This window comes from Pseudomonas sp. HR96, from assembly GCF_034059295.1.
Lineage (GTDB): Bacteria > Pseudomonadota > Gammaproteobacteria > Pseudomonadales > Pseudomonadaceae > Aquipseudomonas.
The window spans coordinates 4438484-4463512 of record NZ_CP139141.1 but is presented as its reverse complement, the minus strand read 5'-3'; the positions used below and the strand labels follow the sequence as shown (position 1 = coordinate 4463512).

The following is a 25029-nucleotide window of genomic DNA, read 5'->3' as shown; positions in this document are numbered from 1 at the left end:
GCGCACATTATTCAAGGTAGTGAAGCTAGAGCAGGTCCTCGAAGGCTATAGTATTGACGACCATAACGAAAAGCAGAATCTCAATGTCGCTGAAACCATTTGCGCCACCCCGGATGAGCTCATACCAGATCTGCATTCGCGCGTCAGCGGCACTGCCTGAGGTTCTGTGTTGCTGAGCACTTTTGTAAAACACCGGCCTAGACATGATCTGTGCTATGAAATCGATGCTAGCAAAATTTAAGCGCGAACTGGGATGGCTTCAGGAAGAGCTCTGGGTCCGAGCATGCTCAAGACCATGCTTAGGTATCTAGCCAGTCAGGTTTGATGTCGTCACGCTCAGGACGGAAGCCATAACCGCGAGCGACTGGAATCTCACTCTAAAAAAATACAAGGCATATCATGAAGGGCATTGTTCCCGCCGGAGGTTCCGGTACATGGCTCCATCCGATTACAATAGGTGTTTCTAAGCAACTGCAGCCCGTGTACTACAAGTCGATGATCCACTACCAGCGGTCCGCGCTGATGCTTGCACAGATCCGGGACGTCCTGCTTATCCCCGATGACATCGCCGCCTACCAGCGTTTGCTCGGCGATGGTAGTGACTTGTGCATTTCGATCACCTATGCCGAGCAACCCAGTCCAGATGGGTTGGCGCAAGCTTTCTTGATTGGCAAAGAATGCAGCGGTGACGACGGCGCCTGCCGAATGCTGGGTGAGAACATCTTCTACGGCCAGAGCTTCGGTCCGGTGATGCAGACCGTTGAAGCGAAATCTCTATTTGAGGACGCAGCATGAGTCTGCTGAGCTGGCTTAAATTCTCCGAGCTGGGTGATGAGCGGGGCAATCTAGTTGCTCTGGAGCAGGACCGCACCATCCCTTTTGAGGTAAAGCGTGTCTACTATATCTACCGCACACAGCCTGGTGTAAGCCGTGGTTTCCATGCGCACAAAGATCTCAAGCAAGCGGCAGTGTGTGTTGCCGGAAAATGCAGGATGGTGCTGGACGACGGTAAGCAACGCGAAGAAACCTGGTTAGACAACCCGGCTAGAGGACTGCTGATTGAGAGCGGGATTTGGCGTGAAATGCACGACTTCAGTCCCGATTGCGTGCTTTTGGTGCTGGCGAACCGGCTTTACGACGAGTCGGACTACATACGGAATTATGACGAGTTTTTGGCGATGACAGAAGCGATGAAGCGCGGCTAGCGTGATGGGAGAGCTAGCATCTGCACCTTGCACATGTCGGGCGACAGGCGCGGTGTGCAGGTTCTTCGCAGATAGCAGCAATCATTATGATGTCATTGCCCTTTCACCTCCTCCCAAGCGTTCAGGGCAGCAGTGGGAGGGACGGCTGGGGGCAGAGAAAAAAAGCAATGCAAAACCTCATAGGGGCATCGTTTTCGCCGGTATGCGTGATATTCGCTTCAACCTGGTCACAAACGCGGTGTCGGACCAGTTGCAGGTAGTCTTCGGCAACCCAGTGATCGCCCGTTTGCGGTGGGGATTGGTGAAATCCTTCTGACCGGTATGGCGAGTGAGGTGGTTGGGCAACAAGGGTGGCAGTGCAATAGCAGCGATGTCGGTGTATTGCTCCGTGCAGAGCATCCCGCCCTAGCGCGCTTCCATGATAACTTGGGGGTTGGTCACGCAGACCGGAGGTTTGGACCGCTGAGCGCTAAAGATTGTCGGGATCAACCGAGGGGATGCGGCCGAGGTACAAGATTGCAATGCCTGCACAAATCGCCTGCAGCCACGGCTGACTGAACGGCCAGGACGTGAGCCGCACGAGCAGGATTGGGCAAGAACGGCTGTACATAGCATCCGCTGTCGTTGCTAGAAGAATGGAAGCGATTTCTTGGGCCTGAGCGGATCAGAGCTACTATAAGCGCGTCAATTTTGCCGGGGTCGAGGCGATTGCGCGCTGTAGGCGGATGCGAGCCCGGCAGTATGGGTGCCTAAATTCTCTACAAATTGAAAGGGAGTATCTATGAGTAAGGACATCATTATTTTTGGCGGGGGCGAGACGGCGCTGCTGGCGTATGAGTATTTCACCCATGATTCCGACTATCACGTGGTCGCGTTTTCTATGGATCGCGAGTATATGGAACAGTCCGAACTGATGGGCTTGCCAATAGTGGCAATCGATGAAGTGACGCAGCGATTTCCGTGCTCGGAGTACCACGCCTTTGTGGCCGCCAGTTCGACGAAGCTCAATCGGGTCCGCCGGCAGTTGTTCGAAAAGGCGCGCGACATGGGTTACACCTTGGTGTCCTACATCAGCAGCAAGGCGTTCGTTTGGCCCAATGCCAGTATTGGAGAGAACTGCTTTATCCTAGAAGACAATACGATTCAGCCCTTTACGCAGATCGGTAACAATGTTGTCATGTGGAGCGGTAACCATCTCGGACACCGGTCGGTCATTGGCGATCACTGTTTCATTTCATCCCATTGCGTAATTTCTGGGTTCTGTGACATCGGAGACAGCTCCTTTCTTGGTGTCAATTGCACGTTGGAAGACAATGTGAAAATAGGAAAGGATAATTTTCTCGGTGCCGGGAGCCTGATCCGCAAGGCCACGCCGGATAAAGCCTTCTACCAGGAAGAGCCAACCGAGCTGTCCAAAGTCGAGACCCACAAATTGCTCAGAATCAAAGAGTAGGAGCGAGTACACCAGATGAAGTGGACCAAACAAGGCCTGATTTACGCGCCGCCTCATGACGGTGGGTGGAAGGACAACTCTGCGCTGACGCCGACGGCATTCCTGCTGAACGAGGAAGTCATCCGGGTTTATGCGGCCATGCGCGATCCTTCAGGTGTCAGCCGCATCGGCTACGTGGATGTCGATGCCCGTGACCCCTCGCAGGTGCTGGCCATCGCCGAAACACCTGTGCTCGACATCGGCCGTCCCGGTATGTTTGATGACAATGGCGTTATCCTCGGGGACGTCATTCGCGTCGGCGAGGAGATCTGGATGTACTACGTAGGTTTCCAGCTGGTAACGAAGGCTAAGTTCTTGGCCTATACCGGTCTGGCCATCAGTACCGACGGCGGTTACCATTTCGTGCGCCATTCCGAAGCGCCAGTGATGGACCGCTCGGATGAGGCCAAATACATCCGCGCTGTGCATTCGGTAATCTATGAAGATGGCGTCTTCAAGGCTTGGTACGCTACGGGAAACGGTTGGGAAAAGATCGACGGCAAGGATTTTCCCCAGTACGACATCAATTATATCGAGAGCCAGGACGGCAAGTCCTTTGCCAATGCGGGCGTGAAAGTCATCGAGAATGATGCTGCTAACAATGAATACCGTATCGGGCGTCCGCGCGCTTACCGGGATGCTGATGGTTACATCATTAATTACACCTACGGAACCACTGATGGCCGCTATCAGGCGGGTCAAGCACGCTCCCACGATGGCGTGGCGTGGCGCCGGGACGACGCCGAACTCGGGCTGAGTCTTGCGCCGGAAGGTTGGGATTCCTTGCATCTTAGCTACCCGTCTGTGCTGCGTGTGCCCTGCGGCCTGACTTACGTTTTCTATAACGGTAACAATATGGGCCGTGATGGTTTTGGTTATGCAACCTTGGTCGGCGAGGATGTCGTGTGATTTCATGCAGGCGCTATGAGACCGACCAAAAGGACCAATGGGACGAGTTCATTGCCCAAGCTAAGAACGGTCATTTCATGTTTGCACGAGCTTACATGGATTACCACGCAGATCGCTTTGATGACTTTTCCTGCGTATTCCGCGACGAAAAAGGGCGGATATTGGCCGTAATCCCCGCTAACCTGCGCGACGGCGTAATGATCTCGCATCAGGGGCTCAGCTTTGGTGGGTTGATCATGACGCCGAAGCTGCCCGGCGCGGCCGTGCTCGAGATTTTCGAGGCGCTGGTGCAATTCGCACGGGCGGAAAGGGTCTCACGCATCGTCTACAAACGCCTTCCGGATATTTATTCTGCTATTCCCGCGCAGGAAGATTTGTACGCGCTGTTCCGACATGGTGCGGTCCTTACGCGCCGTGATTTAGGGTCGGCGGTGTGCCTAGCTGAGAGATATAGCTATACCAAAGGGCGAAAGTGGGCCGTTAACAAGGCGAAGAAAGCAGGCATTGTAGTTAGGGAAGTCGCCGATCTTGCGGCGTACTGGCCGCTGCTAAATGCGGTTTTGGAGAAACAGCACGATACCAAAGCGGTGCACACACTTGACGAGATCAGCCGGCTGCAAGCTGCTTTTCCAGATAATATCAAGGTCTTCGGCGCTACACTCCCAGGCAGCAATGAACTGATTGCAGGAACATTAGTGTTCATCAACGGTATGGTTGTGCATACGCAGTACATGGCCAATTCCGATCTGGGGCGATTACATTGTGCACTCGATCTGGTAATTGACCAGTTGATGCATCAGTTTGCTGACACTGCGCGCTACGTCAGCTTCGGCATTTCGACCGAAGAAGCAGGCACCGTTCTCAACGAAGGTTTGCTGGCGCAGAAGGAGGGTTTCGGTGCCAGGGCCATCATCCATGATTTCTACGATATCACGATAATATGATCCCTTTTCTTGACTTGAAATCCCTAAACGCACAATGCCGTGCGGAATTGATAGATGCTGCCACTAAGGTTATTGATTCCGGCTATTACATTCAGGGGCCGCAGGTTCGCGCCTTCGAAGAGTCGTTCGCCGCTTATTGCGGCGTACAGCATTGCATTGGCGTGGCTAATGGTCTGGACGCCTTGACCTTGACGTTGCGCGCGTGGAAGGAGCTTGGGCTCCTAAAAGATGGCGACGAGGTAATCGTCCCGGCCAATACCTATATCGCTAGCATTCTAGCAATCACCGAAAATCGGCTTAAACCATTGCTGGTTGAGCCTGTAGAGACAACTTATAACTTGGACGCCGCAAGCATCGCTGCCGCCCTAACGCCAGCGACCAAAGCCATCCTAGTTGTGCATCTCTATGGCCGCATTGCGCCGATGGCGCAAATCATGGCCTTGGCAAATCAGCATCAGTTGCTCGTTTTAGAAGATTCGGCGCAATCCCACGGTGCCATGACCGATGGCAAGCGAGCCGGTGCCTGGGGGCATGCGTCAGGCTTCAGCTTTTATCCGGGGAAGAATCTAGGCGCTCTGGGCGATGCCGGGGCTGTCACCACCAATGACGCCACATTGGCAAACACGATTCGAGCCCTCGGTAACTACGGGAGCCATAAGAAATACGAAAACGATTATCAGGGCGTCAACAGCCGTTTAGATGAAATGCAAGCTGCCTTGCTGAGCGTGCGATTGAAATATCTAGATAGCCAGACACACCGTCGCCGTGAGATTGCGCTGCAATACGCTGAGGGCATCCGGCAGCCGGAATTGGTTCAGCCAATTGCGGCAGGCTTGTCTCTAACAGATCTGAGAAACCACGCATTTCATCTTTATGTTGTTCGCAGCGCGCGACGCGCGGAATTGCAGCAGCATCTGAACGAACAGGGCGTACAGACCATCATTCACTATCCGATTCCGCCGCATGCACAAAAAGCATACATGTCTTGGAGTTGCCTGGGTCATCTCCCGCTGACCGAGCGGATTCATGAGGAAGTGCTCAGTTTGCCTATTAGCCCCGTTATGAGCGACGACCAAGTTCAGGATGTGATATCCGCGGTAAATAGTTTCGCATAAATGCCGGCTACGCCCTCTACGCCGTCTCGCACGCGCGGCCTGCCGCAGGGCAAGCAAAGCGGGGATGTCGGCGCAGGGGATTGGGATTCAGATATCGGACCATGTTGTGACGAAACTTACCTTATTCAAGACTTCAGCTCTTTCTGGGATGGAGAACCTTGTCAAGCTATTGCTTGGGCTGGCTATCATCAAGATGATTGCGTTTTCATACGGCCCAAACGGAATGGCGCTATTCGGGCAATTCCAGAACATGTATGCCGCAACCATTGCGATCGCTTCCGGCATGCTGGTGACCGGCGGCGTGCGGTACACTGCGCAATATCATGACGCGCCCGGCGAGATGAACCTCTTCCTTAACGAGGCTATGTTCTTTTCAGTGCTGGTGACATCCTTGTTGAGCTTGATATGTCTGTCGCTGGCACAGGAACTCTCCATAGTTATTTTTGCGCGACCAGATTTCGCGGGTGTCTTCCGCATGCTCTCCGTCTGCCTGATTTTCATGACGCTGAATATCTTTACGTTGTCGGTCCTTAATGGCATGGGTCTGATCAGGCGATTTATTCTATCGAAAATACTATTGAGCCTATTTCTTATAGCGGGTTCTGTTCTGACCATATGGCTATATGATATCAAGACATTTTTTTATGTCTATATTTTGATCAATGCGGCCGGCTTTCTAATTGTGGCGGCGTTCATGCGGCGAATCTTCGATTACAACCCGGTGCAGTTCTGGGCTAATTGGAAGGCGGTCTGGCGCAGTCGTCTGTTTTCTTTCTGGCTAATGGCCCTGGCAGGCGTAATTTCTACCCCTTTGGTGATGAGCGTCACACGTTATATCATCGTTAATGCTCTAGGCATCGAATCCGCAGGGTATTGGGACGCCATCACCCGATTTACCGAGCTTTATCTGGTCATTATCACCGGGGCCATGCTGACTTACTATATACCCAAGCTGGGGCGCTGCCACACGGTCAGAGAGACCAAAAACCTGGTATACACGATTTGCGGTTTCGCAGTTGCAGTATCGATGCCGATCACGCTATTTATATATTTTTTCCGCCACTTTCTGGTGCGGTTAGTGTTAGACGACTCTTTCATGGTAACGACAGATTATTTCGGCATCGCGTTGATTGGAAGCATTTTCAAGATTGTGTCGTGGGTATTTTCGTATTACCTGATAGCCAAATCAAAGGTGCGTGCATTCCTGTTTTTCGAACTAGTCTTCGGGATGCTGCTTGTTCTGCAGACATGGATTATGACACCACATTTCGGCTTATATGGTGTTTTCTATGCCTCCGTGATTAATTCGGCGTTGTTTTGCCTTTGTGTTTATATCTTTTTCGTCAAGGAAATGCGTTGCATGGGAAATGTACATGGATAATCGAAACCCAATGCCCCTAGTTTCGGTGATTGTGCCGGTTTACAATCAGGCTCAATACGTTGCGGCCTCATTGCAATCGATTTGCGATCAGGATTATCCGAATCTGGAAATCCTGGTGTGCGACGACTGTTCTAAGGACGAGACAGCGACGGTGGTTGAGCAATTCCTAGTTGCGTATGAAGGTCCACATGTGATCCGCTTTTATCGCAATGAGCTCAACAAAGGAATCTCTCCAAACGTCAACTTCCTTATCGAGCAATCCACGGGCCAATACCTGTGTTTTTTCGCCGGTGATGACCTGATGCATGTTGGCAAGGTCGCAACGCAGGTGCGATACATGGCAGAAAACCCGGAATGCTTCATCTCCTACCACGACGTGGACGTGTTCGAGTCGTCGAGTAACGCCCATCTTTATTTCTACAGTGAGCGACATGTGCCACGAAACGGGGGGTACGACGTATTGATCCGCCACCAGTCATTCAACTGCGGTTGTGCAAACATGGTACGGTCCGAACCCAAGGTTTACTGCGATACCGAAATTCGCCATGCGTCGGACTGGCTGCACTACATCGATATGCTCTACGCCAGTAAAGGAAAAATTCACTACATCCCTGAGGTCTTGGCGAAGTACAGGCGACACTCCGGCAATATCACCAAGACCGATAGCGCTTTGGCCTATGCTGAAGTCATGCATATCTTCGATTTGCTGACACGACGCTATCCTGGCCAGACGACACTAGTCTCCCAAATACGTGGCGAAAGGATGATGACTTATGGTGTTAAATTTTTAATTGGAAGGCATTTCATAAGGGGGATAACGACGTTCGTAAGCGGAATGGTGCAGCACCCTAGAGCGATCCTGCTATTTTCGAGCAACCTGTTCAAGTTCGTGTTTGCTAAACGATGAAGATAGAAAAAAAGTATCTTATCCTGAATCCGGTGTGCGTGTTCGTCGGCACCTGGCTTGTAGTTCTCCTGTTTGACCGAATATATGGTCTGGCGCTGGGAGAGCCATTCTACCCGTTTTCGATGAGCCTGCTCTACCTTGCTGTTGCTGTTCTGCTTTGCTGGACGGCGGGATTTGTATGCGCATCATTCATTCCGGCGCCCTATTTCCGGGTGCGCAATCCTTTTAATCTGCGCAAACTGGCAAGTTTTTACCAGACGTCGCGTATTTTCCTGGCCTGCATGCTATTTGCGCTGGTGGTCATTGGAGCCGATCATTTTCTGTGGGTCGGGCCGGGCTTCCTGCTGCCCGACGGCGTCATGCAGTACCGAATCATTCTGACGATGGAGGGTGGTAGTCCAAAGTTTCCGTGGGTATCGCTCTTTAATTTCTTTTTTTTCTTTTATCCTGCATTCATTGCTTCTTGGGCGTTTTCCACTGAGAGATTTCGATGGCCCCTGTTTATCGCCGGATTGGTGTGCTTCTGCATGTTCGTTTATCTCAGCACCGCGCGTTCGGCGATTTTCTTCCCGTTGCTGCTAACTTTCTTCGTGATCCTGCAGTACAAGTTCCGAATTCGGTACTTCGCTTACCTGTTCCTCTTGCTATTTACCTTGTTTGGAGCCATTGGCGCTCTGGTTGGGAAAGCAGGTTTTGACAAGATTTTTTTCTACATCCTCTCGCCGATTCACGCTTTCGATTTGATTTTCAGCGGTGCCATTCATTACGCGCCGGGCTTTCTTTCATTCCGCATATTTCACCCGATTCTTGAACGGCTAGACATCGTGCAAGCCTCGCTGGTCGCGCTAGACAACATCAACACTCCTATGCCAACCAATGTCTTCACCGTGTTCGGTGTATATTTTCTCGATTATGGACTATGGGGTTTATTGTGTTTTATGTTTTTTTTCTCGTTTCTATCTGCGCTCGTGTATTATCTGGCTCTATACCGACACAGCCCCCGGACCAACGTGTTTTGCGCCATGTCATATGTGTTGATCGTGCTGGGGGTTTTTTACGATTACTACACGTCAACTTTTTTCATATTTTTCGCTTTTTTCTACATTCAGTTATTTTTTCCACAGGCCTCAACAAACCACTGGAAACCGTGTAGCCGGGGTAACACTCAAAGCGCGCTCCACACGTTTCATTACAAGTAGACTCAATTATGTGCGGATTAGCAGGTTTTTCCCGTCAATCAGGTCAGGATCTCAACGCCATCGCCATGCGCATGGGCGATGCGATCTCGCATCGGGGGCCCGACAGCGTGGGGGTATGGCACGATCCTGGCGTGCCGGTCGTTTTCTGTCACCGGCGCCTGGCGATCCTGGATCTGTCGCCTGCCGGACAACAACCCATGACGTCTGCCTGTGGTCGCTACACGGTAGCCTACAACGGCGAGATCTATAACCATCTGCAACTCCGTAAAATGCTCGGCGCGCAAGGGATTGCACCCCAGTGGCGCGGTCATTCAGACACCGAGACGCTGTTGGCCTGCATCTCTGCCTGGGGCCTGATTAAGACTCTCCAATCACTGGTGGGGATGTTTGCGATTGCCTTATGGGATCGGCAACTGCACGAGCTCGTGCTGGCGCGCGACCGTGTAGGCGAGAAGCCGCTGTATTGGGGGTGGGCCGGCGACGTGCTGCTGTTCGCTTCAGAGCTCAAAGCGCTCGAAGCACATCCTGCCTTCGAGCCAACAATTGACCGCAATGCGCTGACGCTTTTGCTGCGCCATTCTTACATTGCTGCCCCATACAGCATCTATGAAGGCATTGCGAAACTGATGCCGGGGCACATCTTGAGCCTGCCGCTGGGTAGTGGAACGACCGCCGCCAAAATGGCGGTCTCGCAACCTTACTGGTCCATGAATGATGTGGTCGCCAATGGACTGGCCAGTCCGTTTTCCGGTTCGCCCGCTGAAGCGGTCGACGCACTTGAGCGCCAGTTGGGGCAGTCCATTTCCGATCAGATGCTCTCGGACGTGCCACTGGGCGCTTTCCTAAGTGGCGGCGTCGACAGTTCGACCGTCGTAGCATTAATGCAGGCGCGATCGGCCAAGCCGGTTCGGACGTTCACCATCGGCTTTGACGAGCCCGCATACGATGAATCCCCGCATGCGGCTGCGGTAGCGAGCCATCTCAAGACTGACCATACTGAGCTGATCGTGCGTGCGCAGGACGCGCTCGCGGTCATTCCAAATTTACCGTCGATCTACAGTGAACCTTTTGCGGACAGCTCGCAGATCCCGACTTACCTGGTATCCCAGATGGCACGGCAGCAGGTCACGGTGGCGTTGAGCGGTGATGGCGGTGATGAGTTGTTCGGTGGTTACAATCGCTACCTTGCCGTCGATCAGATATGGGACCCGGTACAGCGTATGCCGATGGCTTTGCGCAGCCTCCTTGCTGGCGGTCTGCGCAGTCTTTCGCCAGCGCGCTGGAATCAATTATTCGACAAGCTGCGGCCTGTGTTACCACGCAGCCTCCAGCTTTCGATGGCCGGCGAGAAGGCGCGCAAGCTCGCAGATGTGCTTTCCCTGCGCGATGGCAAGGATTTCTACCGGCAATTGACCAGTCACTGGGCCGATCCAGAGTCAGTCGTGCTCGGGGCCCGCGAGCCTCGCACTCTCGCTACAGATCCGTCGAGATGGCCTGCCACGGACTGCCTGCAACATGCGATGATGGCCATGGATGCGCAGACCTACATGGTGGATGACATCCTTGTCAAGGTAGACCGAGCCGCAATGGCCAACAGTTTAGAAACGCGTGTACCAATGCTAGATCATCGGGTTGTCGAGCTAGCGTGGAGCATGCCGATTAGTTATAAAATCCGCGAAGGCCAAGGTAAATGGTTGTTGCGGCAGGTATTGTATCGCCACGTGCCGCGCGAATTGATCGAAAGACCGAAAACCGGCTTCGGTATTCCGCTCGATAGCTGGTTACGTGGCCCCTTGCGTGATTGGGCAGAGACCTTGCTGGCCGAAACTCGTTTGCGCAACGAAGGGTATTTCTGCGCGAAGCAGGTGCGCGCGATGTGGAATGAGCACCTCGGTGGAAAGAAGAACTGGCAGTATCATCTGTGGAATATCCTAATGTTCCAAGCTTGGCTGGAACAACGATAACGACGCGCTTGCGCACTGTTTGGAACTTTGCACACATCTTTATGAACGATAAACTCAGCAAAATCAGATTGGCAATCATCGGACTTGGTTACGTAGGTCTGCCTTTAGCGGTCGAGTTTGGCAAAGCCTATCCGACACTTGGATTTGATATTAATAAGGCGCGATTAGATGAATTGCGTGGTGGGCACGACAGCACGCTGGAAGTCGATAGCGCAGAACTGGTGCTGGCCTCGGGGCTGGAGTACAGCGATGAACTGGATGCGCTGTCGGCATGCAACGTCTTCATCGTCACGGTGCCCACCCCGATCGACGAGCACAATCAGCCCGATCTGACGCCGCTGATTAGGGCTAGCCAGACCATCGGCAAGGTGCTCAAAAAGGGGGACATCGTGATCTATGAATCGACGGTATATCCTGGCGCCACTGAGGAAGATTGCGTACCGATCCTGGAGAAGGTTTCCGGTCTGAAGTTCAACCAGGACTTTTTCGCCGGTTACAGTCCCGAGCGCATCAATCCGGGTGACAAGCAGCACCGCTTGACCACGATCAAGAAAGTGACTTCCGGGTCTACGCCAGACGTGGCCGAGATTGTGGATCAGCTGTATCGCTCGATTATCACCGCCGGCACCCACAAGGCCAGCTCGATCAAAGTAGCCGAAGCGGCCAAGGTAATCGAAAACACTCAGCGAGATGTGAACATCGGTCTGATCAACGAGCTGGCGATGATCTTCAACAAATTGGGAATTGATACCGAAGAGGTACTCAAGGCGGCCGGCACCAAATGGAATTTTCTGCCTTTTCGTCCGGGACTGGTAGGAGGGCATTGCATCGGCGTGGATCCCTACTACCTTACGCACAAGGCGCAATCGGTGGGCTACCACCCGGAAATGATCCTCGCTGGCCGCCGTTTGAATGATAACATGAGCATCTACGTGGTGAGTCAGCTCGTGAAAGCGATGCTCAAGAAGCGCCTGCATGTAGAAGGGGCGCGCGTGCTGGTGATGGGATTGACGTTCAAGGAGAACTGCCCGGACCTGCGCAATACCAAGGTGGTGGACATCATCACTGAACTGAAAGACTACGGTGTGCACGCAGATTGTTACGATCCCTGGATCAATCCGGCCGAGGCAGAACATGAGTATGGCATAACGCCGATCTCAGCACTCGATGACGGCATCTATGACGCGATCATTCTGGCAGTGGCGCACCGTGAGTTCGCCGAAATGGGGGCGGAGAAGATCCATGCGCTAGGCAAGCCATCCCATGTGTTGTATGACCTGAAATACTTGCTCCCGGCCGAGCACAGCGACCTGAGGCTGTAACTATGACCGCATACGCAGAATTGCTCCAGGCGCTCCCCGGCGCTCCGAAAAAATGGCTGGTAACCGGCGTGGCCGGATTCATCGGCTCCAACCTGCTGGAACATCTTCTCAAACTAGATCAGCAGGTCCTCGGCTTGGACAATTTCGCCACCGGCTACCAACGCAATCTGGACGAAGTTCGATTGCTGGTTACCGAGAGGCAGTGGTCCCGTTTCACGCTCATCCAAGGAGACATCCGCAATCTAGCGGACTGCCAGCGCGCATGCGAGGGCGTCGACTATGTTCTGCACCAGGCTGCGCTAGGTTCGGTACCACGGTCAGTCAATGATCCGATCCTCACGGACGGCACTAACATCGGCGGTTTCCTGAACATGCTGGTAGCTGCACGCGATGCCAAGGTGAAGAGCTTCACCTATGCGGCCAGCAGCTCGACCTACGGCGACCATCCGGCTTTACCCAAGGTGGAGGCCAATATCGGTCGCCCGCTGTCGCCGTACGCAGTGACCAAGTACGTCAACGAACTTTATGCCGAGGTGTTTGCCCGGACCTATGGGTTCAAGGCAATTGGCCTGCGTTATTTCAACGTTTTCGGTCCGCGTCAGGACCCAAACGGTGCATACGCTGCAGTGATCCCGAAATGGGCCGCTGCAATGATCCACGACGAGGACATATTCATAAACGGAGACGGGGAGACCAGCCGCGACTTCTGCTTCATCGAAAATGCCTTACAGGCCAATCTGCTGGCTGCGACTGCGCCCGATGAGGCCAAGAATGAGATCTACAACGTGGCGGTGGGGGATCGCACCACCCTCAACGACCTGTTTGTAGCGCTGAAGGTCGCAATGGCCGGTAACGGGGTCAGCTATGGCCGAAACGCCTGTTACCGCGATTTCCGTGCAGGCGATGTGCGCCATTCTCAGGCAGATGTCAGCAAAGCGGCTTCGCGTCTAGGATACGCGCCTCAGTACAGGATCACTGAAGGCGTAGCTAAAGCAATGCCTTGGTACATTGCCAATTGCGAGCCCGCAGCATGAAGACGATCCTTTTTGTGATCAACGCGCCGGAATTCTTCCTGTCGCACCGGCTACCGTTGGCCATTGCTGCGCGCGAGGCGGGCTATGCTGTACATGTGGCGACGTCCGATGGCGTAAGCGTGCAGGCCATCCGGGCACTCGGTTTCACGCACCATGCGGTTCCTTTCGAGCGCAAGGGGCACAACCCTCTGCAGGAGCTGAAAACCATCCGCTCACTGATTAGGCTGTTCCGCCACTTGCGTCCGCAACTGGTGCACTTGGTCACCATCAAGCCAGTGATCTATGGCGGCATAGCTGCTCGACTATCGCAGGTGCCTGCGGTGGTGGCGGCTGTATCGGGACTCGGCACTGTGTTCATGGCGCAATCCTTGAGGGCGAGAATACGGCGCGCTTTAGTCAGACGCATGTACGGCGCCGCCTTCGGTCATCGCAATCTCACCGTCATTTTCCAAAACCCGGATGATCGACAGGTCTTACTAACGCTCGGCCTTCTCGCGCCGGAGCAAGCACGCCTGATCCGCGGCTCGGGTGTCAGCCTGGCCGATTATCCATGTTTGCCGGAGCCAGCGGGAAAGCCGGTAGTCGTTATGGCGGCACGTCTGTTGCGCGATAAAGGCGTGGTGGAATTCGTGGAAGCAGCACGTCTGTTGCACGCGCGCGGCCTGCAAGTCGACATGCGTCTGATCGGAGCCGTCGATCCGGGCAATTCGACCACCGTTTCCGAAGCGCAGGTGGCTCACTGGCGAAAGGAGGGAGATGTCGAGCTTATGGGACACCGTACGGACATAGCTCGACAGTATGCGGAGGCGAACATCGTCTGTCTCCCCTCCTATCGCGAAGGGCTGCCCAAGGCGCTAGTGGAAGCTGCAGCGTGTGGTCGCGCAGTGGTGACCACCGACGTTGCCGGTTGCCGTGATGCGATCACGCCTAATGTTACCGGCTTGCTGGTGCCGGCAGGTAACGCAGCGGCGCTGGCTGACGCGCTGCAGGAGTTGATGGAGGATGCCAACGGTCGCCGCGCGATGGGGCAGGCAGGTCGGGTATTGGCCGAGGAGGCCTTCGCGATCAACAAAATTGTGGAGCAACACTTGCAGATCTATCGGGAACTCCTGGATTCGGCGCAGGGCAAATTGCCGGCTCGACTCGAATCCGGAGTATCCTGATTAGGTATGTCTCCTGTTGCCACAACTCGCTTGGCATTTCAGGCTTGTCGGTCTGATAAAGGCTGAGCACACGATTTGTCACATATTTCACTCATTTCGAAAAAATACCATGGCCAGTTCAACTATTCGCGAAAAATCCGCAATGCCCCCTGCTACGGTTGATATTTCTTTATCAAACATCATCCGCGCGCTCTGGTCCTCACGATGGGTTATCATTGGCACGACCATGGTGATAATGGCGATCACTGCAATCAGCGTCGGTACCCATGAGAAATATGAGAGTAGTGGGCTATACCAGTTCGGTGGACCTATTCCTCTGGATTCAAGCGAAGGTATAGGTATTACATTGTCCGACTATAAACGTTATGCCACGGCGATGCAGGAGTCCGACCGATTTGAGCGTTACGTCAATGCGATGCAGATCGCGGAAACCCCAGGCCTTCAAGTACTTAAGGACACATTCGATTCATTCGGTGGCATCGGTCAGCAAATCGAACCGCTGCATTCTTTCACACAGGCCGACGCTAAGACTCTGTTCACGCCTAAAGATGTAGGTAACAATATCCTTGGGCTGCGTATACATCTGAAAGATGGCGATCCTAAAGTAGCTCAGCAGATGGTGGGCTTGGTAGGGCGTTATATTATGGATGTGATCGCGTATGATGCATTTACTGAAAAGTTGCTAGCAGATAACACCGATAACGCCGTACGTTCTCTTGAAATCGACAATGAAATGTTGGAAAACAGGCTCGAAACAGCGGCGCTGAAGCGCCGTCAGGCAGTCCTGCAGGAAATTGTTAAGCGTGAACCGAAAAATAGTGAAGCTACTAGCGCACAAACTTTGATCACTGTAGATGAAAAGAACGTTCCGTTCCTACCCGCAGGTACTCAACTCGTAGCTACCGAGATACAGTTGGATCAACTGAACGAGACCAGTATGGATCTGGAGCATGAGAAGAAGCAGCTGATGCTGATGAGTATGTTTAACGAAAGCGCGCTAAAAATGCATAAAGAAGTTCAGTCCGGCGAAATTTTCTTGAACAATATGCCAGTAGTGTTAAGCAAATTTTTTGAAGGGAAGGACATGAAGGACGATGACGTTCTCGAAGTCTACAACACTCTGAGCATCACTATTCAAAAAGCCGAAGCCCTGTATCTCAAGAACTGCCGATTTGTCGCGGGGCCTACGCTACCAAACCGTCCTGCTATTAATATGTCTACCGCCCTGCTTATAGCGTTGGCAGGAGGCTTTTTCTTGGGACTGCTGATCGCGCTTGTGCGAAGCTGGGCAATAAACAATCTTGGCGCAATGAAAAGCGGGACCGAGTGACCCTGTTTTTTGCAGTAAATTACGTTCAGCATTTTTTAATCTGCCTGCGTGCAACAATCAGTTTAGAGTGTGAGAGAGATCCAAGACTGCGACCTTGATGTCCAGCTCGACCAAGGCAGCCAGGCCGTCAATGGATTTCGGAAGTCGATGGGTTTAGGGTAGAAATAGACCTTTTCGACTTTTGCATCGGGCCGCATCATGGTAAGCAGGTTCCAGGGAGAATAGGGAGCACAGGATCTAGCATCAGATAAGCGCTTGGAATGTGGGGCGCATCGAGCTTACGAATCTCCATGATCTGCTTGATTTACTGGATGCGTTGGTGGTCGAATGTGATATGCCGGTGGTGGTTTCTACTCACCCTCGAACCCGAAAGGGACTCGTGGACTTAGCGGTTTTGTGGACAATCCGTGGATACGCGTCGTCAAGCCGGTCGCGCTGTTTGATTACATCCGGCAACAAATGACAGCTGAATGCGTTTTGTCAGACAGCGGTACTGTCACCTATGAAGCCTCCCTGCTTAATTTTCTGTCTGTCAAGATCCGCAACGCTCATGAGCGCCCTGAAGGCATGGATGAAAGGACGTTGGTCACGCGCGGGTTGAAGGCGTAGCCGATAATGGACCCGATCAAGGTTGTCGGCAGCCAGCATGATCGCAACAAGCTGGCCATGCGTGGGGTGCCGGACTACGAGGGTGGTGCGGTATCCAAGGAAGTAGTACGGACGGTGCTGAGTTATACTGATCATATAAATCGGACTGTTTGGTCAAAAAAGCTAAGGAATTGTTATGCACGTGCTGGTTACTGGAGCCTCAGGGTTCGTCGGCGGGCGGGTGGTTGGGGCTCTGTCTCATCGTCCCGGTATCACTGTGACGGCTGCGACGCGTACGCCCGGCGCATCTCTAGCCTGTGCAGACGGCCTTCTGGTTGCGAGCAGCCTTGAGCAATTGGCATTACAACTCGGCAGTCATCTAAAAATTGACGTCATTGTCCATGCGGCCGCCCGCGTGCACGTCATGGATGACCAGGAAGCGAATCCCCTCGAAGCTTTTCGTCAGGTTAATGTTCAAGGCACTTTGGCGCTGGCCCACGCAGCTGCAGCAGCCGGCGTGAAGCGTTTCGTCTTCATCAGTTCTATCAAGGTCAATGGTGAAGGCACGCTTCCTGGCAAAAGCTACCAGGCAGACGATGAACCTAATCCTTGCGATCCTTATGGAATCTCCAAAGCTGAAGCAGAGGTACAGCTGATGGCTATGGGGGAACAAACGGGACTAGAGATCGTGGTTATTCGCCCCGTTCTTGTTTATGGCCCTGGTGTTAAGGCAAATTTTTTATCGATGATGCGGTACACGGCAAAAGGGATTGTTTTGCCTTTCGGCGCTATTAATAATCGCCGCAGCCTCGTAGCACTCGACAACCTTGTTGGTCTGATAGCTACATGTCTTGATCATCCCAATGCGGTGAATCAGCGGTTTCTGGTTAGCGACGGTGACGACTTGTCAACTACACAATTATTAAAGAAGGTAGCAGTGGCTCTGAATAGGCCATCAAGGCTTATTCCAGTGCCAGCCGCTCTGTTGGTGTTTGTTGCCAGGCTCATGGGCAAGCAGGCTATTTCTCAGAGATTGTGCGGCTCTTTGACGGTCGATATTTCGAAGAATTATCAGCTGTTGGGCTGGGTCCCACCTTTGTCTGTCAACGAGGCACTCGCTGTTACCGCAAAACATTTCAAGGAAACTTACGGCCAATGACTTACTGGTTGCTTTTCCCTGGGGCAGCCATGCTTTCGTTGTTGCTCACTGGTTTGCTACGCCGGTATGCAGTATCCAAGAGCATTATGGATATACCCAACAGCAGAAGTTCGCACGTGATACCGACTCCACGCGGCGGTGGAGTGGCCATTGTGATCACTTTTTTGGTTGCGCTGTGCATGCTGTTGGCTCAGGGCACTGTTGGTTCGCGAGACTATCTGGGCTTGGCCGGTGCTGGCTTGTTGATTGCGATCATAGGCTTCATGGATGACCATGGCCATATCGCGGCGCGGTGGCGGCTGTTGGGGCATTTCCTTTCCGGCGGCTGGGCACTGTTCTGGATGTCGGGATTTCCATCTATCAAACTGCTCCATTTTGACTTTGATCTTGGTGTTGCCGGGCTCTGCGTCGGTGCGATTTATCTGGTGTGGCTGTTGAATCTGTATAACTTCATGGACGGTATAGACGGAATCGCCAGCGTACAGGCTATCTGCGCCAGCCTAGGCGCCTGTGTCGTTTACAGCATCGCTGGTTATCCTGGCTTGATAGGACCTCCTCTGCTGTTGGCTGGAGCGGTAGCGGGGTTTCTATTCTGGAATTTTCCACCCGCGAGAATATTCATGGGTGATGCCGGGAGTGGATTTCTCGGTATCACCTTTGGCGTGCTGTCACTGCAGGCAGCTTGGGCATTGCCTGAATTTTTCTGGGTTTGGCTTGTCTTGCTTGGGGTATTCATAGTTGACGCAACATACACTCTCTGCCGCCGACTCCTACGCCGCGAACGTGTCTATGAAGCGCATCGCAGCCATGCATATCAATATGCGTCTCGTGAGTGCGGAAAGCACTTACCAGTAACTCTAGCTGTGCTGCTCATCAACGTAGTGTGGCTCATACCCTTGGCAGTAGGCATGCTGGTATTTAAATGGGATGGTTTTGTCACGTGTTTAGTGGCGTATTTGCCGCTTACCTGGATGGCTTGGAAGTTCAAGGCGGGGCAGCTCGAAACCATCGATTCACGTCCTCAATCCCCACGCGACCCAAGGCCTTGAAGCCTGGGCCAAGCAGGATGCTCTGGGAGGAGCTCTGAATACATGGATAAATTAAGAAGCACCTTGCTGGGGTTGTCACGACGCTCCAAACGTCTTATTCAAGTGACCACTGATATCTGTCTGGTTTGGTTTGCATTGTGGTCATCCTTTGTCGTTCGTTTGGGTTTTGAGGAGTCCGGCAACCCGTTGTCCGATCATCCGTGGCTTTTCACAGCCGCCCCCGCTGTATCGATACCTATTTTTATCCGATTTGGTATGTATCGCGCGGTGATGCGATACTTTGGAAATGAAGCGTTAATCGCGATCAGCAAAGCCGTTACTCTGTCATCACTTGTGTTAGCGCTTATTGTTTACTGGCATAGCAATCACGAAGAAGTGGTGCCGAGATCCATTATCTTCAATTACTGGTGGTTGAGCCTTATTTTGCTCGGAGGTTTACGTCTAGCGATGAGGCAGTATTTTCTCGGCGATTGGTTTGCTGCCGCTATCCATGCGCCTTTCACCCGAAAGGATGATGGCCTGCTGCGCGTAGCGGTCTATGGAGCCGGGGCGGCCGGCAACCAATTGGTGGCAGCCTTGAGAATGGGGCGAATGATGCGCCCCGTCGCTTTCATAGACGATGACACCAACATTGCAAACACGATAATTTCCGGCCTGCAGGTGTTTAAGCCACGGCATATACAAAAACTTATCGACAGCTGCGGTGCACAGGAAGTGCTCTTGGCAGTGCCTTCTGCGTCGCGTGCCCGCCGACGCGAAATTCTGAATTTTTTAGAGCAGTTTCCTCTGCACGTTCGAAGTATTCCAGGGTTCATGGACCTCGCCAGCGGCCGTGTCAAAGTCGATGATATCCAAGAGGTAGATATTGCGGATCTATTAGGGCGAGACTCTGTACCTGCCCAGGAAAATTTGCTCGAAAGATGCATTGCAGGACAGTCCGTCATGGTAACCGGGGCAGGGGGCTCGATAGGCTCCGAGCTGTGTCGACAAATTTTAACTCAGCGGCCTACCACGCTAGTGTTGTTCGATCACAGTGAATTTAATCTCTACATTATCTTGTCGGAGCTTGAACAGCGTATTGCTCGCGAATCTCTTAATGTCCGTCTGCTGCCCATCCTTGGTTCGGTCCGTAATCCGGATCAATTGCATGACGTGATGCGAAATTGGAGCATCGATACGGTTTATCATGCTGCTGCTTACAAGCATGTACCGATGGTAGAGCACAATATTGCGGAGGGCGTCTTAAACAATGTCATCGGCACGTTGAACACAGCGCAGTCGGCATTGCGTGCCGGGGTGGCGAATTTTGTGCTTATCTCGACCGATAAGGCCGTGAGGCCAACGAATGTAATGGGCAGCACCAAGCGTCTTGCTGAAATGATTCTCCAGGCGTTGAGCGCAGAGTCTGCCCCTGTTCTGTATCGGTTTGCTGATAATATTCCAACTGTTAATAAGACACGGTTTACAATGGTCAGATTCGGCAATGTGCTGGGCTCGTCAGGCTCGGTCATTCCGCTGTTCCATAAGCAGATAAAATCTGGAGGCCCGTTAACCGTCACCCATCCTAATATCACTAGATATTTTATGACAATCCCAGAGGCCGCTCAGCTAGTAATTCAGGCCGGTTCAATGGGCAAGGGTGGGGATGTGTTTGTTCTTGATATGGGCGAGCCAGTCAAGATTGTCGAGTTGGCCGAGAAGATGATTCATTTGTCCGGCTTGAGCATTCGCTCTGAAAACAACCCTCACGGCGATATCGTCATTGAGTTTACTGGTCTGCGTCCTGGCGAGAAACTGTACGAAGAATTGCTCATTGGGGATAATGTTGAGCTGACTGGACACCCTATGATCATGGCTGCACAAGAAGAGTTTTTGTCTTGGGCATCGCTGAAGCTTAAGCTGACCGAATTGGTGGATTCGGTAGAGTCCGACGACTATAACCATGTTCGCTTGTTGTTGAGGGAGATTGTGACTGGTTATGCCCCAGATGGGGAGATAGTCGACTGGATACACATGCAGCAGCGGACAGACTCGTGAAAGAGGTAGCCGAGTCCCGATGTGGTGGAGCTGTAAATGCCGCACAGGCATCCTTCAACGCGGCGTCAATTTTGCGCTGGTCTCCACCGACAAAGCTCTATGAAGAGTAGATGACAAAGCGGCTGCTCCACGCATAATGGCTATGTGCTACCACCAAGCTCATGTTCCTATGGCCAGATAAAGCCAAGCTCTCTGATCGGTTGATGGCGATTTGCATCACAGTCGACGAGCTGGTGCGGCAGCTGCTGCGTCATCTTCTGACGGACCCTAGTCCAGATAGAGAGTTCATCGACCCGTTGTTCATTGCCCAAGCCAGGAAAACTAGCGAACAATCAGGTCGGCGGCGCAGCGCCGATCATGTAAGATGGATCTTTTTGTTCTGTCTGGGCGCGAGGCCTCCGACGCATTATGGGTTCCGACTGACCAATGACCACCCTGGTTTCAGCATCGCCGAGTGATCAAGACGCGATAGGCATGCCCCTTGTCTCGATCATTGCTCCCTGCTACAACGCAGAGAAATATCTTGATCTGGCGATAGCCAGCATCTACGCGCAAAGCTATCGCAATTTCGAAGTGATCATAGTCGATGACGGCTCCACCGACAGGAGCATTGAGATGCTCGAAGCTTTGCAGAAGGTGCACGGCTTCCAGCTCTACCGGCAGGCAAACCAAGGTGTGAGCGCGGCACTCAACCACGGCTTGCAGCATGCTCGGGGCAAATACGTTTCGACGCCCGACCTGGACGATATTATGCTGCCCAACTCGGTAGCGGTAAGAGTGGCATACCTGGAGGAGCATCCAGATGCAGGGTTGGTAGGCGCCAACAGTCGCTACATTGATCCTGAGGGTAAAGTGCTGAAGGACGAACCCCGCAAGCATCCGAGCCGTTACGATTTCGCCGACATCCTCGCCAACGCTCGGGTTTGCGGGGCGCCGGCAGCCTTGTATCGAATGGAAGCGCTCAAGGCGGCGAATTTCTATGATCCGTCGATCAAGGTCCAAGACTTTCAGATAACGCTGCGCATTGCCCATCTCGGGTGGTTCATTGATGTGATACCTGTCCTGATCACCCTGTATCGGCGCCATCCCAATAACCTGTCCAAACGCTATCTGCCGGTACTCGAAGCGGATATGGCAGCCATTGCGCCGTATATGGATCATTTCGCCTACCCATTGGCTAGGCGGGAAATCATCCACAAGGCCTTGAAGTATGCTGTTTTGCAGGACAAGGCCCATGCGTTAAAGCTGATTCGGAGTCTACCTGTCGCTCAGTGGAACAGAGTCACCGTGCAACGGCTACGCCGCCTTTTCTTCAAATGGTAGTCGTGCGAATGCTCGGCAGTAGCTCTTAACATTAAACTGGGGTCAATCGGCATGTCTCTTCCACTCGTTACCGTCATCATCGCCAGCTACAACCACGCTCCCTACATTGAAGCGAGCGTACGCAGTGTGTTGCAGCAGACCTATCCAAACATAGAACTGTTGGTGGTCGATGATGGATCGAAAGATGGCAGCGTGGAATTGCTGCAGGCGCTGCAGGCCGAGGCCGGCTTTGACTTCATCGCACAAGCCAACAAGGGATTGTCGCGAACGCTGAACGAGGCGATTGCCCGCGCCAAAGGGAGCTTGATTGTTCCCTTCGGTTCGGACGACATCATGTTTCCACACCGAATTGCCACCCAAGTCGAATACATGGAGGGAAAACCGGAGGTCGGAATTTGTTCGGCGAACATTGAAATAATCGACCAGGACGGTGTTGTGATGGGCGGGCGAGAGCAGCGCAAGCGAAACCTTGCATTTCGCCGCCTCGATTTCGATGATCTCTTCCTAGACCGCAAGCCCGGGCCCATGGCCGCCACGCTGATGTTTCGCGTTGAGGCGTTGCAGAAAGCAGGAGGGTTCGACCCTGACATACGCCTGGAGGACCTCTACATCGAACTCGCCGTGGCCCACGCTGGCTATTTCATCGATGTGTTGGGGGAACCGCTGGCACAGTATCGCAAACACGCCACCAACACTTACAAGAACCAGCGGTTTATGTATGAGAACGTGCTCAAGACCTATGCGATGTACAAGAGTCATCCTGCCTACGAGCACATCTGCATGGACTTTCGTAACTCCATGATGCTCAAGACAGCGGGTCGGGATAAAAAGTTATCAAGGGAAATCCTTTCCCAGATCCCGCTTCGCTTCTGGAACAAAAAGACCTTCCGTGGCCTTTTGCGTCTAGTGACATCCTGAGCAGCGCGTAGCGTTCACCCCCGGCGGATGTCCGTAATCCGCCAGGCCTGCTCGCGTAAGACCCATTGACCGTAGATCAACGCCAACGGCAGCCATATCAGGTACCAATGTTCTTTCGGGCGTGAAAGGAAAGCCATACCTTCAGTCAACCCGGAGCCAATGCCAAATATCAGCCAGGCGGTGGCAAGGCTGATACCGGGATTCGAACGGTGAGTCCAGCAGAACCTAAGTGCTACAGCGTATATGGCAATCCACAGGAGCAAGCCCACCACACCCCCTGAGTACATGACGCCAAGCTCCATGTTATGTGGGTCGGCCAGCAATCCCACGCCCGGTATCAGCACAATCATATCGGCATCGTAGCCATGGCCGAACCACAGTTTTTCCTTGATCTGCCGCCATGATTCCAACCAGATTTCCGGCCGGTGTGAAAGGCCACGCTGCGTGATTGCCTCGGGGTGCAGCGAGACGAACATTGCCATCGCTGCGACGATTCCAAGCACTAACACGAGCCCTTTGCGTCGGTCGCCCACGCATACCAGCCATATTAGCGCACCGCCTATGCCTACCAAAGGTGTACGGGAGCCAGTGGCGAAGACAGCGGCCATCAGCAAAGCCAGACAGAGAAGCGGTGTTGGATCGAGCAGTTTGCGGCTCTGCAACAAGGTTGCCAACCAGAACGTCGCGAATGCTCCAAAGACATGTGCGCTGAGCAGGGGGTTGTACAGCGCTCCATAGCCGTCGAGACGCTCACTACCGGCAGGCAGGCGTACGAGTATGAAGTAGGCCAGCGAAATGGCTGCTGCAAGCGCTGCCACTAGAGCCGCATAGCGCGTCAGTCCGTTAAGTCGCTCAGCGGAGCGCATGCCGACTATCCCGGCGCAGAACAACAACAATGCGATATATAGCGGACGTCGCATGAGTGACAGCGCAGTGTCTTCGGTGCTGGACCAAGCCACAGTGACCATCGTATAGCAACTGAACACGGCGATGGCCACGAACAGAGGGTTGCATATCAACGGCTTGAGTACAGCTGGCCGTAAGATGACTGCGAGCAGGGTAGGAAGCGCCAGAAAGATGTAAAAAAGCTGGTGAACCCGCCCCCTGTCACCGGCAATGAACATACTCGTGAGAATGACAAGCCAGCCCAGCGGAATCAGATATTTGAAAAAAAACTCAGCACTGCGTTCACGCAGGGTGAGGGTCGATACTACGGTACCCATTGATTGCTCTCAGTCCAATTGCAGGCGGTGCCGAGGATAATGTCATTTTTGCAAAAACGGTTCCATGAATGATTGCCGGCCGGCACATGTGGCAATACTTCCGGGTGCCTGCGCCGCTGACAGGTACCGGGCGCTGGGCTAGGGTTGTTCATGCGGCCACAAGGAAGCCGCACGACCCAACCCCATCAAGGAGCTTCATCATGCGTACCCTCTCATCGATCCTGTTTGCCGTGCTCGCCACCCTGTCCGTCGCCACCCACGCCGCCGTACCGGCTTCGGCCAGTCTGCCGCAAAGCGACACCACGCAACCGGCGAGTGCCATGGTCAAGGTCAACCTGAACACGGCGGACGCAGAAACCCTGCGCCGCGAGCTGTCCGGTATCGGCGCCACCAAGGCGCAGGCGATCGTGACCCACCGTGATACCAACGGCGCGTTCACCTCGGTGGACGAAATGCTCGAGGTGAACGGCATTGGCAAGTCACTGCTGGATCGCAACATCGACAAGCTGACAATCGAGTAGCCCGCCCCCCGCGACAGCCGCGCACGCGGCTGTCGCCGATGACTTACTGGCTGGCGGGGGATTTACTCCTGGGTTTCACGGGCATATGGGCCCTGCGTTGCGACTCCTCAGGGTGGCCACTTCTGACCAGAATAACGGCCAGAAACACACCTACCACGGAAAGAACACTCCAGAACATCAGAAAGGCAGCCATTGACGACACTCCTAAGCGAGGGCTTTGTCTGGTCGTCGTCTGTGGCCGTGTTG

Annotated in this window: 21 protein-coding genes and 1 pseudogene; 21 read left to right on the top strand and 1 reads right to left on the bottom strand. The window is 53.4% G+C overall.

What is annotated here, in order from left to right:
- Positions 1 to 399: 399 nt before the first annotated feature.
- The 20 genes and pseudogenes from SFA35_RS19955 to SFA35_RS19860 all read left to right on the top strand — a co-directional run.
- A pseudogene (locus SFA35_RS19955) lies at positions 400 to 774 on the top strand (sugar phosphate nucleotidyltransferase); the annotation flags it as partial.
- A gap of 17 nt (positions 775 to 791) precedes the next feature.
- The gene (locus SFA35_RS19950) at positions 792 to 1205 is read left to right on the top strand and encodes an FdtA/QdtA family cupin domain-containing protein (protein WP_320572241.1); all 414 of its coding nucleotides are present in this window, start codon (positions 792 to 794) and stop codon (positions 1203 to 1205) included.
- A 781-nt stretch (positions 1206 to 1986) separates the two neighbouring features.
- Positions 1987 to 2658: an acetyltransferase gene (locus tag SFA35_RS19945; RefSeq protein ID WP_320572240.1), complete on the top strand. Its 672-nt coding sequence runs from the start codon at positions 1987 to 1989 to the stop codon at positions 2656 to 2658.
- 15 nt (positions 2659 to 2673) lie between these two features.
- On the top strand, positions 2674 to 3606 hold the full coding sequence (locus SFA35_RS19940) for a hypothetical protein (protein WP_320572239.1): 933 nt from the start codon (positions 2674 to 2676) through the stop codon (positions 3604 to 3606).
- Between the two features lie 95 nt (positions 3607 to 3701).
- Positions 3702 to 4550, top strand: coding sequence for a GNAT family N-acetyltransferase (locus SFA35_RS19935; RefSeq protein WP_320572238.1), 849 nt, complete (start codon positions 3702 to 3704; stop codon positions 4548 to 4550).
- Positions 4547 to 5665: a DegT/DnrJ/EryC1/StrS family aminotransferase gene (locus SFA35_RS19930; protein ID WP_320572237.1), complete on the top strand. Its 1119-nt coding sequence runs from the start codon at positions 4547 to 4549 to the stop codon at positions 5663 to 5665. The genes SFA35_RS19935 and SFA35_RS19930 overlap by 4 nt, the downstream gene beginning before the upstream one ends.
- Positions 5666 to 5771: 106 nt before the next feature.
- The gene (locus SFA35_RS19925; RefSeq protein ID WP_320572236.1) at positions 5772 to 7046 is read left to right on the top strand and encodes an O-antigen translocase; all 1275 of its coding nucleotides are present in this window, start codon (positions 5772 to 5774) and stop codon (positions 7044 to 7046) included.
- Positions 7039 to 7953, top strand: coding sequence for a glycosyltransferase family 2 protein (locus SFA35_RS19920; protein WP_320572235.1), 915 nt, complete (start codon positions 7039 to 7041; stop codon positions 7951 to 7953). The genes SFA35_RS19925 and SFA35_RS19920 overlap by 8 nt, the downstream gene beginning before the upstream one ends.
- Positions 7950 to 9152: an O-antigen polymerase gene (locus tag SFA35_RS19915; RefSeq protein WP_320572234.1), complete on the top strand. Its 1203-nt coding sequence runs from the start codon at positions 7950 to 7952 to the stop codon at positions 9150 to 9152. The genes SFA35_RS19920 and SFA35_RS19915 overlap by 4 nt, the downstream gene beginning before the upstream one ends.
- Before the next feature lie 8 nt (positions 9153 to 9160).
- Positions 9161 to 11116, top strand: coding sequence for an asparagine synthase (glutamine-hydrolyzing) (gene asnB / locus SFA35_RS19910; RefSeq protein WP_320572232.1), 1956 nt, complete (start codon positions 9161 to 9163; stop codon positions 11114 to 11116).
- A gap of 41 nt (positions 11117 to 11157) precedes the next feature.
- A complete protein-coding gene (gene tviB / locus SFA35_RS19905; RefSeq protein WP_320572231.1) occupies positions 11158 to 12438 on the top strand; it encodes a Vi polysaccharide biosynthesis UDP-N-acetylglucosamine C-6 dehydrogenase TviB in 1281 nt (426 codons plus the stop codon).
- Positions 12439 to 12440: 2 nt separating this feature from the next.
- Positions 12441 to 13472 (top strand): NAD-dependent epimerase/dehydratase family protein, encoded by a 1032-nt coding sequence (locus tag SFA35_RS19900; RefSeq protein WP_320572230.1) that lies wholly within the window; start codon positions 12441 to 12443, stop codon positions 13470 to 13472.
- Entirely contained in the window at positions 13469 to 14635 is a 1167-nt protein-coding gene (locus SFA35_RS19895; protein WP_320572229.1) for a glycosyltransferase family 4 protein, read from the top strand. The genes SFA35_RS19900 and SFA35_RS19895 overlap by 4 nt, the downstream gene beginning before the upstream one ends.
- Positions 14636 to 14744: 109 nt before the next feature.
- A complete protein-coding gene (locus SFA35_RS19890) occupies positions 14745 to 15965 on the top strand; it encodes a hypothetical protein (protein WP_320572227.1) in 1221 nt (406 codons plus the stop codon).
- Between the two features lie 396 nt (positions 15966 to 16361).
- Entirely contained in the window at positions 16362 to 16574 is a 213-nt protein-coding gene (locus SFA35_RS19885) for a UDP-N-acetylglucosamine 2-epimerase (protein ID WP_320572226.1), read from the top strand.
- A 175-nt stretch (positions 16575 to 16749) separates the two neighbouring features.
- Complete coding sequence (locus tag SFA35_RS19880; RefSeq protein ID WP_320572225.1) at positions 16750 to 17712, top strand: NAD-dependent epimerase/dehydratase family protein; 963 nt, start codon at positions 16750 to 16752, stop codon at positions 17710 to 17712.
- The gene (locus SFA35_RS19875; RefSeq protein WP_320572224.1) at positions 17709 to 18761 is read left to right on the top strand and encodes a glycosyltransferase family 4 protein; all 1053 of its coding nucleotides are present in this window, start codon (positions 17709 to 17711) and stop codon (positions 18759 to 18761) included. Before SFA35_RS19880 ends, SFA35_RS19875 begins: the two co-directional genes overlap by 4 nt.
- A gap of 42 nt (positions 18762 to 18803) precedes the next feature.
- Positions 18804 to 20798, top strand: coding sequence for a nucleoside-diphosphate sugar epimerase/dehydratase (locus tag SFA35_RS19870; protein ID WP_320572223.1), 1995 nt, complete (start codon positions 18804 to 18806; stop codon positions 20796 to 20798).
- A gap of 426 nt (positions 20799 to 21224) precedes the next feature.
- Positions 21225 to 22121: a glycosyltransferase family 2 protein gene (locus SFA35_RS19865; protein WP_320572222.1), complete on the top strand. Its 897-nt coding sequence runs from the start codon at positions 21225 to 21227 to the stop codon at positions 22119 to 22121.
- A 51-nt stretch (positions 22122 to 22172) separates the two neighbouring features.
- Positions 22173 to 23039, top strand: a complete 867-nt coding sequence (locus SFA35_RS19860) for a glycosyltransferase (protein ID WP_320572220.1) — start codon at positions 22173 to 22175, stop codon at positions 23037 to 23039.
- A 14-nt stretch (positions 23040 to 23053) separates the two neighbouring features.
- Here the strand turns inward: SFA35_RS19860 and SFA35_RS19855 are convergent, their stop codons facing one another.
- Entirely contained in the window at positions 23054 to 24262 is a 1209-nt protein-coding gene (locus SFA35_RS19855) for an O-antigen ligase family protein (RefSeq protein ID WP_320572219.1), read from the bottom strand.
- Positions 24263 to 24462: 200 nt separating this feature from the next.
- Here SFA35_RS19855 and SFA35_RS19850 point away from each other — a divergent pair, with 200 nt between their 5' ends.
- On the top strand, positions 24463 to 24783 hold the full coding sequence (locus tag SFA35_RS19850; protein WP_414058426.1) for a ComEA family DNA-binding protein: 321 nt from the start codon (positions 24463 to 24465) through the stop codon (positions 24781 to 24783).
- Positions 24784 to 25029: the final 246 nt, after the last annotated feature.

Coding starts and splice junctions, on each gene's coding strand:
- SFA35_RS19865 (WP_320572222.1), top strand. CDS start 21,225: ATGACCACCCTGGTTTCAGCATCGCCGAGTGATCAAGACGCGATAGGC.
- SFA35_RS19880 (WP_320572225.1), top strand. CDS start 16,750: ATGCACGTGCTGGTTACTGGAGCCTCAGGGTTCGTCGGCGGGCGGGTG.
- tviB (WP_320572231.1), top strand. CDS start 11,158: ATGAACGATAAACTCAGCAAAATCAGATTGGCAATCATCGGACTTGGT.
- asnB (WP_320572232.1), top strand. CDS start 9,161: ATGTGCGGATTAGCAGGTTTTTCCCGTCAATCAGGTCAGGATCTCAAC.
- SFA35_RS19940 (WP_320572239.1), top strand. CDS start 2,674: ATGAAGTGGACCAAACAAGGCCTGATTTACGCGCCGCCTCATGACGGT.
- SFA35_RS19895 (WP_320572229.1), top strand. CDS start 13,469: ATGAAGACGATCCTTTTTGTGATCAACGCGCCGGAATTCTTCCTGTCG.
- SFA35_RS19855 (WP_320572219.1), bottom strand. CDS start 24,262: ATGGGTACCGTAGTATCGACCCTCACCCTGCGTGAACGCAGTGCTGAG.
- SFA35_RS19935 (WP_320572238.1), top strand. CDS start 3,702: ATGGATTACCACGCAGATCGCTTTGATGACTTTTCCTGCGTATTCCGC.
- SFA35_RS19930 (WP_320572237.1), top strand. CDS start 4,547: ATGATCCCTTTTCTTGACTTGAAATCCCTAAACGCACAATGCCGTGCG.
- SFA35_RS19950 (WP_320572241.1), top strand. CDS start 792: ATGAGTCTGCTGAGCTGGCTTAAATTCTCCGAGCTGGGTGATGAGCGG.
- SFA35_RS19890 (WP_320572227.1), top strand. CDS start 14,745: ATGGCCAGTTCAACTATTCGCGAAAAATCCGCAATGCCCCCTGCTACG.
- SFA35_RS19915 (WP_320572234.1), top strand. CDS start 7,950: ATGAAGATAGAAAAAAAGTATCTTATCCTGAATCCGGTGTGCGTGTTC.
- SFA35_RS19875 (WP_320572224.1), top strand. CDS start 17,709: ATGACTTACTGGTTGCTTTTCCCTGGGGCAGCCATGCTTTCGTTGTTG.
- SFA35_RS19945 (WP_320572240.1), top strand. CDS start 1,987: ATGAGTAAGGACATCATTATTTTTGGCGGGGGCGAGACGGCGCTGCTG.
- SFA35_RS19850 (WP_414058426.1), top strand. CDS start 24,463: ATGCGTACCCTCTCATCGATCCTGTTTGCCGTGCTCGCCACCCTGTCC.
- SFA35_RS19870 (WP_320572223.1), top strand. CDS start 18,804: ATGGATAAATTAAGAAGCACCTTGCTGGGGTTGTCACGACGCTCCAAA.
- SFA35_RS19860 (WP_320572220.1), top strand. CDS start 22,173: ATGTCTCTTCCACTCGTTACCGTCATCATCGCCAGCTACAACCACGCT.
- SFA35_RS19920 (WP_320572235.1), top strand. CDS start 7,039: ATGGATAATCGAAACCCAATGCCCCTAGTTTCGGTGATTGTGCCGGTT.
- SFA35_RS19900 (WP_320572230.1), top strand. CDS start 12,441: ATGACCGCATACGCAGAATTGCTCCAGGCGCTCCCCGGCGCTCCGAAA.